Genomic DNA, 14056 nt, shown 5'->3' on the forward strand with positions numbered 1-14056 from the left:
GAGACGACGGACATGTTGAAGACGATGACCGGCCTCGCGGTCGCTTCCCTCCTCGCCATATCGGCCGCCTCGATCGCGGCGCGCGCGAACGAGGAGGGCACGCCCGTGACGATCACCCATCTCGACGGGCGCGCTCCGACGGTCGGGCTCGATCCGGTGAACCGGGTTCTCGCCCCGATCGGCGCGCATCTCGGCACCGTCGCGATCCCGGCCTCGGTGGTCCCGCTCGTCCGGATCTCCGAGACCCGGGCGCTGAGCGAGGAGGAGGGTCGGCGCGTCATGGCGGCCTTCGCGCTGCATCGCGGGCAATTGCTCGAGGAGATCGCGAAGGCCGGCCGGCGGCCCGAAGCCCATCGCGGCGGTTCGCTCACGACCTCCGACGTCGGCGATACGCCCTATCCGAAACTCTTCGACATGAAGGCCATTCCCGAGGACTTCCGGCCGATCGCCAAGGCCAAGTACGGGAAGTTCCACGTCAACACCTCCGACGAGGGGGTCGGGCTCGACGAACTCATGACCGTCGTCTCCGGCGGACCGTGGGTGTGGTTCTTCAGACTGACCGACGGCGAGCTCGTCAAGCTGACGGTCGGACCGCTGCGGCCGAACGGAAAGGCGATCCGTGTGAGTTACGCCGGCCTGGTGCCCCATGCCGCCTTCATCGCCGCGCCGCACGGCCTGACGGTCGCTCATGCGATCGGACCGAAGACGTTCCGCATGCGCTACGACGACCCGAGCGTCGCCGGGGCCGAGATCCTGGGCACCAACCCGTGGATCGACTTCTCCGGCCCGGTTCCGACGGTGAAGGACTGAGGCCCGGCCGGTTTCACCACGATCCATCCGTCATCGACGAACCGAGGAGAGCGACGCCATGCAGAACCGCGACATGATCGGATACGGGGCGACGCCGCCGGATCCGCGCTGGCCGGGGGGCGCTCACGTCGCGCTCCAGATCGTGCTGAACTACGAGGAGGGAGGAGAGAGATCGCCGCTCTACGGCGACGCGGTCTCCGAATCCCATCTCTCCGAGCTCGTCGGCGTCGCCGCCTACGAGGGGCAACGCAACCTCAACGTCGAATCCCTCTACGAATACGGCTCCCGCGCCGGATTCTGGCGGATCTTCCGGGCGATGAAGGCGCGCGACCTGCCGGTGACGGTCTTCGGCGTGACGACGGCGCTCGCCGCCAATCCGGCGGCGGTCACGGCGATGGTCCAGGCCGGCTGGGAGCTCGCGTCGCACGGTCTGCGATGGATCGACTACAAGGACTTCACCCGCGCCGAGGAGACGGCGCATTTCCTCTCGGCTCTCCGGATGCACGAGGAGGTGACCGGCACGCCGCCCTCGGGCTGGTACACCGGGCGGATCTCCGAGCAGACGCTCGACATCGTGATGGACCACGGCGGCCTACTCTATTCCTCCGATTCCTATTGCGACGACCTGCCCTATTGGGTCCGGCGCGAGGGACGGACGCATCTGATCGTTCCCTACACGCTCGATGCCAACGACATGCGCTTCGTGGCGCCGCAAGGGTTCAATTCGGGCGATCAGTTCTTCGCCTATCTGAAGGATACGTTCGACGTCCTCCTCGAGGAGGGTCGACGCGGCGCGCCGAAGATGATGTCGCTCGGGCTCCATTGCCGGATCTCCGGCCGGCCGGGGCGGATGGCGGCGTTGGAACGGTTCCTGGATCACGTCGCCGCGACGCCGAAGGTCTGGATCGCCACGCGCGCCGAGATCGCCCGCCATTGGCGCGACCATCAGTCCCCCTGAGGCCCCGAGCGGAGAGACGGCGCGGATCTCGTCGTGGCCGGCGGCTCCGAGCGCGTCACGGCGGCGACGATCATCCGTCGTGCGCCTCTCCGGGGCGGTCGCGGGGTTCGATACCGTGGATCATGGCGGCCACCGGCCGCGGAGAAGACGCGCGCCTCACGGCGGCGGCGAACATCTACCGCGGGCTGCGTCACGCCGGAGAGCGACGGCGTGGACGAAGGACGTCCGCGTGGCACTTCGATCTCGGGATCGGGGGGAATGGCGGAGAGGGAGGGAGACGAAGCCGCTCGGATACAATCGTTGAATTATAAGAGAGTTTTGGCGTTCTTGCCGACTGTTGTGTAGCGGCGATGTATAGCGCGTTCGCGGACCGAGCCCGCGCCTCGACGACCGCGAGCACCACCGCCAACATGCCGTCGTCGAACTACTGCACCTGGGTTCACCGTTGGGGCAGCCACCAGGAACACCATCGTTCATGCGGCGGCTTGCTGGGGGTGGACCGCCGTCGAGTGAGTCAAACCGGAGGTGTCGTAGTGTCCGACGGAGAGGGCGGATCCTTCATCATCTGCCGCGCCATGAAGGCGAGGAACGCCACCGCGACGATCAGCGCCATCCACAGCAACATGCGCCGGATCACGTCGCCGCCCTCGGACGAGATCGGCGGCTGGGATGTCGGATCGAGCCGGGCACCGAGCCGGGCGACGCCGATCGCTACATCGCCCGGCGGCAGCAAGGCCGCCCTGGGCATCGCTCCGGACGGCCCGCCCACCCCACCGAGTGCGAGTTCGAACGGTCCGGCGCCGCGCGCCAGAAAGGTGACGGTCGCCGGTTGCCACCCGATGTCGACCGTCGGCTCACCCTTGCCGAAGCCACCCGATCGCGTGTCGACCTGCATGCGCCACAGCCGATCGCCGGTCGGTGCGACCGCGATCGGTCTGACGGTCGCCTCCTCGACCCCGGTCTTCACCACCATGACCGGACCGAGCCCGGCGAAGCGCCAGGGGGCAGAGACGTCGGTGCGGGACGACAGGCGCACTGCCGCCACCGTGTTGGCCTGCGGCGGATGCACCAGCACTCGATCGACCGGGGCGCGACCGCCGGCGTCGAATTCGTAGACGCCGTCCTCGACCTCGCGTACCGGAATGTTCCGGATCCAATCTCGCGCCGGTTCCGGGTCGCGCGCCGCGTAACCGACCGAGAGCCGCCGGATCGCCGGTGCGGGATCGACCCAGCGCAGGCGCAGGTAGCGCGCCCCGCCGACCGACAGGCTCACCCGGCTCCGTTCGATGACATCGTCGCCTTCGCCGAGGCGGGTCAGCGTCACCTCTGTGACCGGAAACCAGTGCTCGAGATCGACGGCGGCGTCGATCTTCACCCGTCCCTGATAGGGCGCCGGCGCGAGATCGAACTTCAGCGTCCGGGCGAGATCACTGCCGTTGCCGAGGTCGACCACGTCGATCCGCTGCGGTTGACCGGGAGAGACGGGCGAGCCGACAGCCACCAGCGTACCGTCCGGGCGGATGGCCAGGCCGCTTCCTGGACGAACTTCCGCCGGAAGCGAGAGAGGCACTTCGAACCATCTGACGTCGCGCGTCTCGGCTGGTTCCTCGGTCGGCGCCGGCTTCGGCGTCTCGAACGTGAACGGCACCTTCTCGCCGGCGCCGTTGCGGACGACGAGATCACCGAGACCGGCCGCACGGCTCTCGGCGTAGATCTGCGGCGGCACGACGAAGGCGTGAAAGCCCGTGTCGCCGGAGATCTCCAGGGCGTGGCGGATTTCGAGGCGAGGCTCCGCCGCCTGCGCGCCGGACAGGGCGAATAGGACCAGAGCGCCGAGAGGGCCGATCCGTCTCATGATGCGCTCTCCCCATTCGGCGCAGCGACCTTCGGCGGCAACGGCGAGAAGTATCCGATCAGGAGCAGCAACATGCCGATGCCGATGAAGGCAATGATCCGCGTCACCCCTTCGAGGTGTGACAGATCGAACACGAACAGCTTGGCGATCGTCGCGCCGAGAAGCCCCGCCCCGACGAACCACACCGGGCGCAGCCCCTTCACAGAGGCGCCGACCATGACGATCAGGGCGCAGATCGTCCAGAAGATGGACAGGGTCGCCTGCACCACGGTCGAGCGCGCCAGATCGAACGGTGTGTAGGGAATGTCGCCCCAATGGTGCAGACCGCGCAGAAGCATGGCGTTGATCCACAGGAAGCCCATGGCGATCGCCGCGGCGCGGATCTCCCGAGCATAGGTCTCGACCGGCAGGCCGTCCCGCTTCGACCGGGCGAGCCAGATCGCGGTCACGCCCCAGACGAGTCCCTGCACCAGATCGAAGGGATTGGCGAGCGGCACCACCGTCCAGCGACCGCCGTCGGCGACGAGGCCTGCCGCGAACACCCAGAGCCAGACGCCGACGAGGATCGCGCCGGCCCCGATCGTCACCGAGCGTCGCCCGCTCGTGTCGCGCGACAAGCGAAGCGCGGCGGCGACGAATCCGCACCAGACGACGATCGCCCCGAGCTGATGATCGAAGGGGATCAACGCCTCGGGCAGGTGATAGGGCGCGCCGAAGCCGTGATGCAAAACGCGCAGCCAGAAGGCGCCCCAGAGGGCCGCCAAGCCGGCGAAGAGACCCAATATGTTCGCCGAAGCAGGGAAAGGCTGACCGAGTGCGGCCAAGCGGCGATGGAAGGCGACGAGCGCCAACCCGACCAGCACCACCGCGAGATCGAGCGGGTTCAGGATCGGCAACCAGACGAGCGGCTGGTCGTTGCCGTCGCTTGCCAGCCCGAGCACTCCCCAAAGGATCAGGTAGACCGCCCCGGGCGTCGCCGCCCAGACCTGATGGGCGACGGGATACCGGCCGATCGGCCAGGCGAGGCGGTGACCCCATCGCGAGAGCACCAGCAGCAGGAGACCCGGCAACGCCCCATCGGCGGCGAAGCGCCAAGTGTCCGATGGCAGAACCGCGCCGAGCTGGTGGATCGCTTCGATGCAGACGAGAAGAGAGATGTCGAAGAAGGCCAACGCATGGAGCGCCGCCGACAGGCGCTCGGGTACCCTCGCCTCCTGTCGACGCAGCAATCCGTAGGCGACGGTGAAGGCGACGAGCACGCCGAGCACGCGCCAGCCGGCGAGCGGCGACGGCAACTCGACCGCCAGCATCATCACCACGGTCACGGCCGGCACGAGGGCGAGCGTCGGCCGACGCACCGCGCCCCAATCGAGCCGACGGCTCAGGACGTCGAGCAGCACCGCGCTCAGTGCGAAGAAGACGAGCAGAGCCGCGATCAGGAGATCGCGGGCGTGTTCCCGCGAGGCGACGAGGTCGACGGCGCGGCGCACGCCGGCGACGACGTAGGCGAAGCGATCGGCCTCGACGAGACCGCCGCCGACCCACCACAGCAGGGCCCAGGCCAACGGCCAGACGGCGGCGCCGGCTGCCCCTCCCTCCGGCAGGAATGCGACGCGCCCACGGGTGTGGAGCATCCAGCCCGTGAAGAAGGCCGCCACGGCGACGAGGCTGCGGGCGAGAAAATCGCCGTTGAGGAACGGCACCAACTCGACGGCGAAGAACTGGTTCGAAACGCGGTGCGCGGTGAGCACGGCGATGGCGCCGGCGACCTGCATCAGGAGGCCGAACCAGAACTGGCTCGCCCGCCCCTGTCGCAGGCCGAGGCCGACCAGCGCCGCGCCCTCGATCGCCCAGGCCGCGCCGGTGGTCGTGCCGGAGAAGGCGAAGGGGATCGCCAGAGTGGCGAAGACGATGCCGACGCCGAGCATCGCCTCGAACAACGGACGGGCTTCGGGCCGTCGCCTGAGCACCCCGGCGACGGCGAGATAGAAGGTGGCGAGGCCCGCGGCACTGAAGGCGAGGCCGAAAGGGATGTCCTTCGTCAACTGCGCCTGCAGTCCGGCGGCGGCGATCGGGACGCCGAACACCAGCGTGCCGTCGACGTAGTGCCTGATCGAGAGATCGCGGCGCAATCCATGGAGCAGCGCGATCCCGACGAACATCACGACGAAGAGGATGAGGAAGAGCTCGACGCTCACCAACATCTCCGGGCGATACTGCGTCGCCCCCCAGGCAGCCCCGACGGTGAAGGTGAACACGAAGCCGACGAGGTTCAGCGGTCGCCACGCCTTGAACCAAGCGATGCCGAGGATGCCGGCATCGAGGACGGCGTAATAGCCGAACAACCCGATGTGGCTGCCGCTGCCGGTCGACATCAGGATCGGTGCCAGGAAACCGCCGACGCTGCCGAACACCGCCAGCGCGAGAGCATCCTGCCGCACGGCCAGGAAGGCCGCGAGGGCGCAGACCACGATCAGCAACGGAAACGCGAAACTCGGCGGCACCAGATCGTAGAGCCGCGCCGCGGCGAAGACGGTGAGGTAGAGCACGCCGACGCCGCCGCCCTCCAGCGTGAGGCCGTAGCCGCGCCGCCGCGGGGCGAGACGCCAACCGACGGCGAGCAGAGCCGTCGCCGCCAGCGCCGTCGCGGCGAGGCGGAGTTCGATCGGCAAGAGACTGTTGTCGCTGGCGTATTTCAGAAGGAAGGCACCGCCGAAGAACAACACGACGATGCCGATGCGAACGACGAGATTGCCGCCGAAGAGCCACTCCCGGACGAAGCCGACGACGGCATCGGCGATATCCGGTCGGCGCGGCGGCGCGGTCGGCCCGGCGCCGCGGCTCTCCGGCGCTTCCGTCGAGGGTGCGACGCCGATCGGTCTGGACACGATCTCCGCGAAAGACTTCATGGTCGCCGGTCGCGACTCGAATTCGGGCGCCGCCGTCGAAACGTCGGGCACCACCGCAGGTTCGTCCACGACGGGCACGGCTGTCGCCGTTTCACTCGCCGTCGCCTCGGGTGTGGTGGGGGACGTGGCGGTGCCTACGACGAGCGGCTTCGGTTCACCCCACTGTTCGATCAGCTCTCGGGATTGCCGTTCAAGGAGGGAGACCCGGTCGGCGAGCTCCCGTTCGGTCGCCCGAAGGCGCCCCACCTGCCGATGAACCTTGAAGACATAGAACGACAGCAGAGCAATGAAGACGATTTCCATGAGCAATCCCGCCCGTCTTGTTCATGGTTCATGCCGCGCTTCGGCAGGGTGACGATCCGTCTCCGATGACGTTGGAGGTGGAGACGAGCCCCGAGATGCCGCAGCTTTCGTGGACCGTAGACGGAGACCGTAACGGTCGAGTAAATGCCGGCAGGACAACCACTTTTGGTGAAACATTTCAAGTGATCGATGCCGGTCCGGCCGGAGCGGCGATCCACGATCGTGCCCTTTCGCACTGAGGTGGTCCCCGTCCGACGGGCAGTTCGATGAGCTTGGGTCGACCTGAGAGAAGGACGATCCCGATGACGGGGAAGCGGAAACGGTACTCGGGAGAGTTCAAGGCCGAGGTCGCCCTGGAGGCGATCCGCGGCGAGGCGACGGTGGCGCAGCTGACGGTGAAGTCCGGCGTCCATCAGACGATGATCAACGCCTGGAAGAAGCAGGCGGTCGAGCGGATGGCCGATGTCTTCTCGGGCAAGTCGGAGGCACTCGAGGCGGCCCGCGATGGCGAGGTCGAAAAGCTGCACGCGATGATCGGCCAACTCGTCGTGGAGCGGGATTTTTTGAAACGAGCCTCCGGACGCTGAGCGTCGTCCGGAGGCGCGAGATGATCGAACCCACCACCCCAGGCTCACGATCCGGCGGCAGTGCGAACTCGTCGGCATCAGCCGCTCGACCTTCTACGGACCGGCAGCGGCCGAGACGGCGTTGAACCTGTCGCCGATGCGGCTGATCGACGAGCGGTTTCTGGAAACGCCGTGGTACGGCTCGCGACAGATGGCTCGTCATCTGCGTCGGCACGGCCATACGGTCGGCCGAAAGCGGATCCGGCGGCTGATGGGTTGCAGGCGGTCTATCGGCGGCCGAAGACGACCGTCCCGCATCCCGAGCACAAGAAATGGCCGTATCTGCTGCGTGATCTCGACATTCGCCGGCCGAACCACGTCTGGTGCGCCGACATCACCGACATCCCGATGCGCCGCGGCTTCCTCTGCCTCGTCGCCGTGATGGACCGGGCGAGCCGGCGAGTGCTGGCGTGGCGACTGTCGAACACGATGGACGCCGACTTCTGCATCGCCGCGGTCGAGGAGGCCATGGCGACACATGGGAGACCGGAGATCTTCGCCACCGACCAGGGCAGCCAGTTCACCAGCCCACGGTTCACGGAGGTTCTGACCGACGCAGGCGTTCGAATATCCATGGACGGGGCGGGGCCGGTGGATGGACAACGTCTTCATCGAACGGCTATGGCGGTCGATGAGCCGAAGGCCGGCGAAGCCAATTACGAGTGCGTCTACCTCCGTGCCTACGAGACCGGCTCGGAAACCCGTGCCGGCATCGGACGGTGGATCGACTACTACAACTTCGACCGACCTCACTCGACGCACGGCGGGCGAACGCCCGTCGAGGTCCACGAGGAGGCCGGCGACATCAGACTGGCGGCGTGACGGACCATAGGCCCAAGCTTACGAAGGCCGCCAATCTGTCCAGCCGGACGGGACCACCTCAGTGAACCGGCTGCTCCAGCCCGAGCGGCTGGAGGAGATCCTCGATCGACGCGAGGAGCGGGCGGATCGGCGCAGGGAGCATATCGCCGAGTTGAACCGGCGCGCGGCCGAGACCGAGCTTCGCCTGAAACGCCTCCACGAGGCCATCGAAGCGGGCGTGGCCGATCTGAACGATCCGGCTTCGAAGGAGCGCATCGTCGCCCTCCGGGCGCTCCGCGACCAAGCGCAGGTCGATTCCGAGCGAGCACAGGCCATGCTCGAAAGCACCGGCAGCATGGCGGTGACGCCGGCCGTTTTACGAAAGTTCGCCACGACCGCGCGGCGTCGGCTCAGGCTGGAGGGCGGCTACCGGCGGGATCATCTGCGCGCTTTTGCCCAGCGCGTCGAAGTCGGAGAAGAGCATGTTCGCATCATGGGATCGAAGGGCGAACTGCTGCGCGCCCTTACTTCAGTCTCTAGCGGGAAATCGGCGGGAATCGGCGTGCCCACTTTGGGACTGAAATGGCGGAGAGGGAGGGAGACGAAGCCGCTCGTCGTTCTATTTGAAAATTGAACATAAATACGCGCGGTCACAACCACTTGTGCAGCAAGACCGTGTAGCACCGTAGGTGTGTCTCTCGGTTCACCGCGGCCGCGCCCACCTTCGCAGATCGCTTCGAAGCCTACCACGCGCCGCGTCCGACGACCCTGTGCGAGAGTCGTTTCCTCAATGGCCGTCGTGCGTGCTATCTGAAGGGCGGAAAATCTCCATCGGGTTCGAGGTGATACGTCCATGGCCCTCGTCCGGCGCGGCGGCAACGACATCGCGGCTCCGCCGGTCCGCCGCCACATCCTGGCGCGGCTCGCCGGGCTGATCGGCTTCGTCGTCGTCGCTTTCGTCATGACCGTCTGGGTCATCGAGCGGCGCACCCGCGACGACGAATTCTCCGCCGCGGTCCATTCGGTCGAGACGCTGCTCGCCCAGAAGATCGACACCTCGATCGGCCTGATGCGCGCGACGGTCGCCGGTCTCGGCACGTCGGAGGAGATCGCCAGGGCGTTCCGGGCGCGGGATCGGGCGAAGCTCAGGACGCTGGCGGCGCCACTGTTCGAGACGCTGCATCGAGACCATCGCATCACCCACCTCTATTTCACCGGCCTCGATCGCGTGAACTTCCTGCGGCTGCACGAGCCGGAGAGCCACGGCGACGTCATCGACCGCTTCACCATGAAGGCCGCTGCGGAGACCGGCCGGCCGAGTTCCGGCATCGAACTCGGCGCCTTCGGCACGCTGACCCTGCGGTCGGTGACGCCCTGGCGGCATGACGGCGAGACCATCGGGCTCATCGAGCTCGGCGAGGAGATCGGCCCGTTGCTCGCCGACACCGGCCTGTCGCTCGGCGTCCATCTCTACGCCCTGATCCGCCGCGGCACGACCGAACCGGCGCCGTGGCGGCAGGGGCGGCGCATGCCCGGCCAGCCGGCGAGCCTCGTCGAGGTCGGCGACCACGTGCTGGTGTCGCAGTCGCCGCGGGAGGTGCTCGCCGCAGAACGGGCGCTCTTCCCGGACCTGCTGCGCGACGGATCGATCCGTACCGTCCAGTCGCCGGACGGGCCGCTGTCGATGGCGACGGCGCCGCTGGCGGATGCCTCGGGGCGGGTGGTCGGCGTGTTGGCGATCTTCGCCGATCGCAGCCGCGCCCAGGCGACCTTCACCAACTGGATGATCCTCGCCACGCTGGCGAGCCTCGCCGCCGGGGCCGGCGTGTTCTTCTCCTTCAACCGGGCGCTCGCCGGCGTCGAGGCCGCCTATCGGCGCCAGCACGAGCTGGAGCGTCGCCTGCTGACGATCTCCGACGAACACCAGCGCATCGTCCAGTTGGAGAAGCTCTCGGCGATGGGCACGATGGTCGGCGAGATCGCCCACCAGCTGAACAACCCGTTGGTCGGGGTCGTCAACATGGCGCAGCTCGCCGAGCGCTCGATCGACAAGCCGGATCGGGTCAGGGAGATGCTCGGCGAGATCCGCAAGGCCGGGCAGAACTGCTCCGCCTTCGTCAAGCGCATGCTCGACTTCACTCGGGTGACCCGCTTCGACAGCCGGTCGACCGACCTCAGGACCGTCGCCGACGAGGCGCTCGCCCTCTTCAACCAGAGCATCGGCCGCAAGGTCTCGGTCGAGCGCGACATGCCGGAGGCGCCGGCGATCGCGGTGGTCGATCCCAACCTCCTCGGCCATGCGATCTTCAACCTGCTCACCAACGCCGCGCAGGCGACCGGCGAACGCGGGTGGGTCCGAATCTCTCTGGCGCCGGCCACCCATGCCGATGGACGCGCCGGCTGGCGCTTCACCGTCGAGGACGACGGGCCGGGGATCTCCGAAGATGCGATGCGCCGGCTGTTCACGCCGTTCTTCACCACCCGCAAGGAGGGCACCGGCCTCGGCCTCGCGGTGGTCCAACACATCGTGCTGCTGCACGAGGGCGAGGTCGGCGCCGCCAACCGGCGGCAAGGTGGTGCGGCTCTTGCTCTGTGGTTGCCGGAGGCGGTCTCTGCCGCCCCGAAAGCGCCGGACGGAACGCCCGCATGACGCAGCCCAGGATTCTCGTCGTCGACGACGACCACTTCACCCGGACCCTGTTCGACGGGCTCTTGCGCGAGCGCTGCGCAGTGCTCCGCCTCGCCGAGACCGGGGCGGAGGCGCGCGCCGCCTTCGCGAGCGACGACTTCAATCTGATCCTGATGGATCAACGCCTGCCCGACGCCGACGGCCTCGACCTCTTGCGCGAATTCCGCGCCCAGCGGCCGCGACTGGTGGCGATCATGATCACCGGCCACGCCGACGTGCAGGACGCGATGCGGGCGGTGCGCGAGGGGCTCTTCGACTACCGCACCAAGCCGTTCGAGGATCTCGACGACCTGGAGCGCGTCATCGACAAGGCGCTGGAGATGGACCGCGCCTATCGCGAGATCGATCGGCTGCGGGCGGCCGTCGCCGGGCCGAGGCTGATCGCCGGATCACCGGCGATGGCCCGCCTCGTCGACCAGATCCGGCAAGTGGCGACGCTCGACACCACCGTCCTGCTCGAGGGCGAGAGCGGCACCGGCAAGGACGTCGTCGCCCGGCTGATCCACGCCGAGAGCCGGCGGGCGCCCGGCCCCTATCTCGACGTGAACTGCGGGGCGCTGCCCGAGAGCCTGCTCGAGGGCCTGCTCTTCGGCTACGAGAAGGGGGCCTTCACCGGCGCCGCGAAGACCACCGCCGGCACCATCGAGAAGGCCGACGGGGGCTCGCTCTTCCTCGACGAGATCGCCGACATGAGCCCCAAGCTGCAGTCGGCGCTCTTGCGCGTCCTCCAGGACGGCTGCTTCTCGCGCGTCGGCTCGACCGAGCGACGGCGAAGCGACTTCCGGCTGATCGCCGCCACCAACCGGCCGCTCGCCGGGCTGGTGGCGACCGGCGCCTTCCGCGAGGACCTCTTCTACCGCATCAACGTGGTGGTGCTGCGCCCGCCGCCGCTGCGCGAACGCGCCGGCGACGTGGTGCTGCTCGCCACCCATTTCCTCGAGCATTTCCAGGCGAAGTTCGGCCGTGTGGTCGGCCCGTGGTCGCCGGAGGCGCTGCGGTTGCTCGAGGCCCAGCCGTGGCCGGGCAACGTGCGCCAGCTGAAGCACGCGGTCGAGCGGCTGGTGGCGCTGCATCCGGGCGGGCCGATCGACGTCTCGCACGTCGCCGCGGTGATCGAGCCGGCGGCCGTGCCCGCCGCCGCCGCGGCGGCCGGCACCGGGGCGGGCGGGCGCGAGGTCGCCGCCTATCGCGACGCCCGCGAGGACTTCGAGCAGGACTACCTGCGTCGCCTTTTCGTCGCGGCCGGTGGCAACGTCTCGGAAGCGGCACGCCTCTCCGGCATCCCGCGGCAGAACCTCTACGTTCGCATGAAGCGCTGGGGCATCGTCATCGATTGACGACACCTGTCGCGAAATCGTGACACCCCAGCGCCTCGGGGACGCCCGGCGCGGCGCCCGGAAACCGGCGCGAAACAGCGACTTCCGAAATTCTTGCCGACTGGCCCGGGTTTTGCGGTTCTCCCTTCGACCGGAAGGGGGAACGCCTCATGAGGCCCGCCTCGAAATCGCTCTTTGCCGCCTTCGCTATGCTGGCGACCGCACCGGGAGCGGCGACGGCCGCCGACGTCAAGGGCGCGGCGCCGACCGATCCCGCCCTGATCGAGAAGATCCGCAAGTCGAACGCCGAGTGTTACGTCTGCCACACCGAAGCCGGCCTGAAGAACCCGCCGCGCGCCGACATGAACCTCGCGGAATTGGCGAAGTTTCTCCACGATCCGAAGCAGTTCGACGGTTCCAACCACACCGGCATGGAGTGCAAGGTCTGTCACGGACAGGGCTACGTCGCCTTCCCGCACGCGCCGGAAGCGAAGAAGTCGATCAGCGAGTGCGGCGAATGCCACGCCACCAAGGCGCTGAGGGTCGAGACCCAGTTCAAGGACTCGGTCCACGCCAAGAACCTGGCGGACCGCTTCACCTGCCAGACCTGCCACGACCCCCACGTCTACAAGGTGGCGGCGAAGGTCGGTGATCCGCGCAAGATCGTGGCCCAGGACAACGCCATGTGCGTCGACTGCCACAACTCCGATCTGCGCTATGGCGCCATCTCGGCGGCGTTGCCGACCAAGAAGGTCCGGCCCGATCTCTACGCCACCCACGACTGGCTGCCCAACCCCCGGCTGCACTGGTCGGCGGTGCGCTGCATCGAGTGCCACACGCCGATGTCGCCGGTGAAGAGCCTCGCCACCTCCCACGAGATCCTGGCCAAGGACAAGGCGGAGAAGGCCTGCGTCACCTGCCATTCGCAGGACTCGGTGCTGGCCACGCGGCTCTATCGCTTCGCCGCCACCAACGTCGGCAGCGATCTCGGCTTCGCCAACGCTTCCGTGCTCGGCTCGGCCTATGTGGTCGGCGCCACCCGCCATCCGCTGATCGATCGCGCCGTGATCGGTCTCTTCGGCCTCACCGTCCTCGGCCTCCTCGGCCACGGCGCCGTGCGGATCGTCATGGCCTTCTTCCGCCGCAGGAGGGCGTCATGAGCCATCGCATCTATCTCCTGCCGCCGTGGCTGCGGATCTGGCATTGGACCAACGCGACGCTGATGATCGTGCTGGCGGTGACCGGGGCGAGCCTGCACTTCGCCGATCCGGGGCTCCATCTCGTGCCCTTCAGCCTCGCCGCGAAGATCCACGACATCGCCGGCGTGGCGTTGCTCGTCGCCTATGGCTTCTTCGTGCTGGCCAACATCGTCACCGGCAACTGGTGGCAATACGTGCCGAAGCCGCCGGGCGTCCTCGCCCGCTGCTGGAAGCAGATCGTCTTCTACGGATGGGGCATCTTCTGGGGCGCGCCCCATCCCTATCCGCCGACCGAGGAAGCCAACTTCAATGCTCTCCAGGCCATCGTCTACTGGGTGATCATGTATGTGGTCGTCCCGGTGGTGATCCTGACCGGCGTCGTCTTCCTCTTTCCCGATCTCGCCCCGGCGAAGATCTTCGGTCTCGACGGCCTCCTGCCGGTGGCGATGCTCCACTACCTCGCCGGCGCCGCCGTGATCCTGTTCATGTTGGCGCACATCTACCTCGGCACCACCGGTGTCCGACCCACCTCGCTCTTCAAGATGATGATCACGGGCTGGCACGAAGAGTGATCCTCGCCGCGCACCCGA

At 68.0% G+C, this 14056-nt stretch carries 8 protein-coding genes and 2 pseudogenes; 8 read left to right on the forward strand and 2 right to left on the reverse strand.

Features of this window, described 5'->3' with window-relative positions:
* The first annotated feature begins 12 nt into the window (after positions 1-12).
* On the forward strand, positions 13-810 hold the full coding sequence (locus tag J3S89_RS07450; protein WP_217926867.1) for a hypothetical protein: 798 nt from the start codon (positions 13-15) through the stop codon (positions 808-810).
* A 58-nt stretch (positions 811-868) separates the two neighbouring features.
* Positions 869-1765, forward strand: a pseudogene (gene puuE / locus J3S89_RS07455) (allantoinase PuuE); the annotation flags it as partial.
* A gap of 517 nt (positions 1766-2282) precedes the next feature.
* Here puuE and J3S89_RS07460 read toward each other — a convergent pair.
* Entirely contained in the window at positions 2283-3623 is a 1341-nt protein-coding gene (locus tag J3S89_RS07460) for a DUF3999 domain-containing protein (protein WP_217926869.1), read from the reverse strand.
* Entirely contained in the window at positions 3620-6511 is a 2892-nt protein-coding gene (locus J3S89_RS07465) for a DUF2339 domain-containing protein (protein WP_217926870.1), read from the reverse strand. The genes J3S89_RS07460 and J3S89_RS07465 overlap by 4 nt, the downstream gene beginning before the upstream one ends.
* Before the next feature lie 626 nt (positions 6512-7137).
* Here J3S89_RS07465 and J3S89_RS07470 point away from each other — a divergent pair.
* From J3S89_RS07470 to J3S89_RS07495, 6 genes and pseudogenes are all read left to right on the forward strand, one after another.
* Positions 7138-8283, forward strand: a pseudogene (locus J3S89_RS07470) (IS3 family transposase).
* 61 nt (positions 8284-8344) lie between these two features.
* A complete protein-coding gene (locus J3S89_RS07475; protein ID WP_217926871.1) occupies positions 8345-8896 on the forward strand; it encodes a hypothetical protein in 552 nt (183 codons plus the stop codon).
* Between the two features lie 219 nt (positions 8897-9115).
* Entirely contained in the window at positions 9116-10912 is a 1797-nt protein-coding gene (locus J3S89_RS07480; protein ID WP_217926872.1) for an ATP-binding protein, read from the forward strand.
* Positions 10909-12288: a sigma-54-dependent transcriptional regulator gene (locus tag J3S89_RS07485; protein WP_217926873.1), complete on the forward strand. Its 1380-nt coding sequence runs from the start codon at positions 10909-10911 to the stop codon at positions 12286-12288. The genes J3S89_RS07480 and J3S89_RS07485 overlap by 4 nt, the downstream gene beginning before the upstream one ends.
* 149 nt (positions 12289-12437) lie before the next feature.
* Entirely contained in the window at positions 12438-13427 is a 990-nt protein-coding gene (locus J3S89_RS07490) for a cytochrome c3 family protein (protein ID WP_217926874.1), read from the forward strand.
* Positions 13424-14038 carry a cytochrome b/b6 domain-containing protein gene (locus J3S89_RS07495; protein WP_217926875.1) on the forward strand — a complete coding sequence of 205 codons (615 nt, stop codon included), beginning with the start codon at positions 13424-13426 and terminating at the stop codon, positions 14036-14038. Before J3S89_RS07490 ends, J3S89_RS07495 begins: the two co-directional genes overlap by 4 nt.
* The last annotated feature ends 18 nt before the right edge of the window (positions 14039-14056 follow it).

It is taken from the genome of Pinisolibacter aquiterrae (assembly GCF_019160155.1).
Taxonomy (GTDB): Bacteria; Pseudomonadota; Alphaproteobacteria; order Rhizobiales; family Ancalomicrobiaceae; genus Pinisolibacter; species Pinisolibacter aquiterrae.

Bases quoted from the DNA above. Each gene is read 5' to 3' on its own strand.
- J3S89_RS07450 (WP_217926867.1), top strand. From the start codon at position 13: ATGTTGAAGACGATGACCGGCCTCGCGGTCGCTTCCCTCCTCGCCATA.
- J3S89_RS07460 (WP_217926869.1), bottom strand. From the start codon at position 3,623: ATGAGACGGATCGGCCCTCTCGGCGCTCTGGTCCTATTCGCCCTGTCC.
- J3S89_RS07480 (WP_217926872.1), top strand. From the start codon at position 9,116: ATGGCCCTCGTCCGGCGCGGCGGCAACGACATCGCGGCTCCGCCGGTC.
- J3S89_RS07485 (WP_217926873.1), top strand. From the start codon at position 10,909: ATGACGCAGCCCAGGATTCTCGTCGTCGACGACGACCACTTCACCCGG.
- J3S89_RS07490 (WP_217926874.1), top strand. From the start codon at position 12,438: ATGAGGCCCGCCTCGAAATCGCTCTTTGCCGCCTTCGCTATGCTGGCG.
- J3S89_RS07495 (WP_217926875.1), top strand. From the start codon at position 13,424: ATGAGCCATCGCATCTATCTCCTGCCGCCGTGGCTGCGGATCTGGCAT.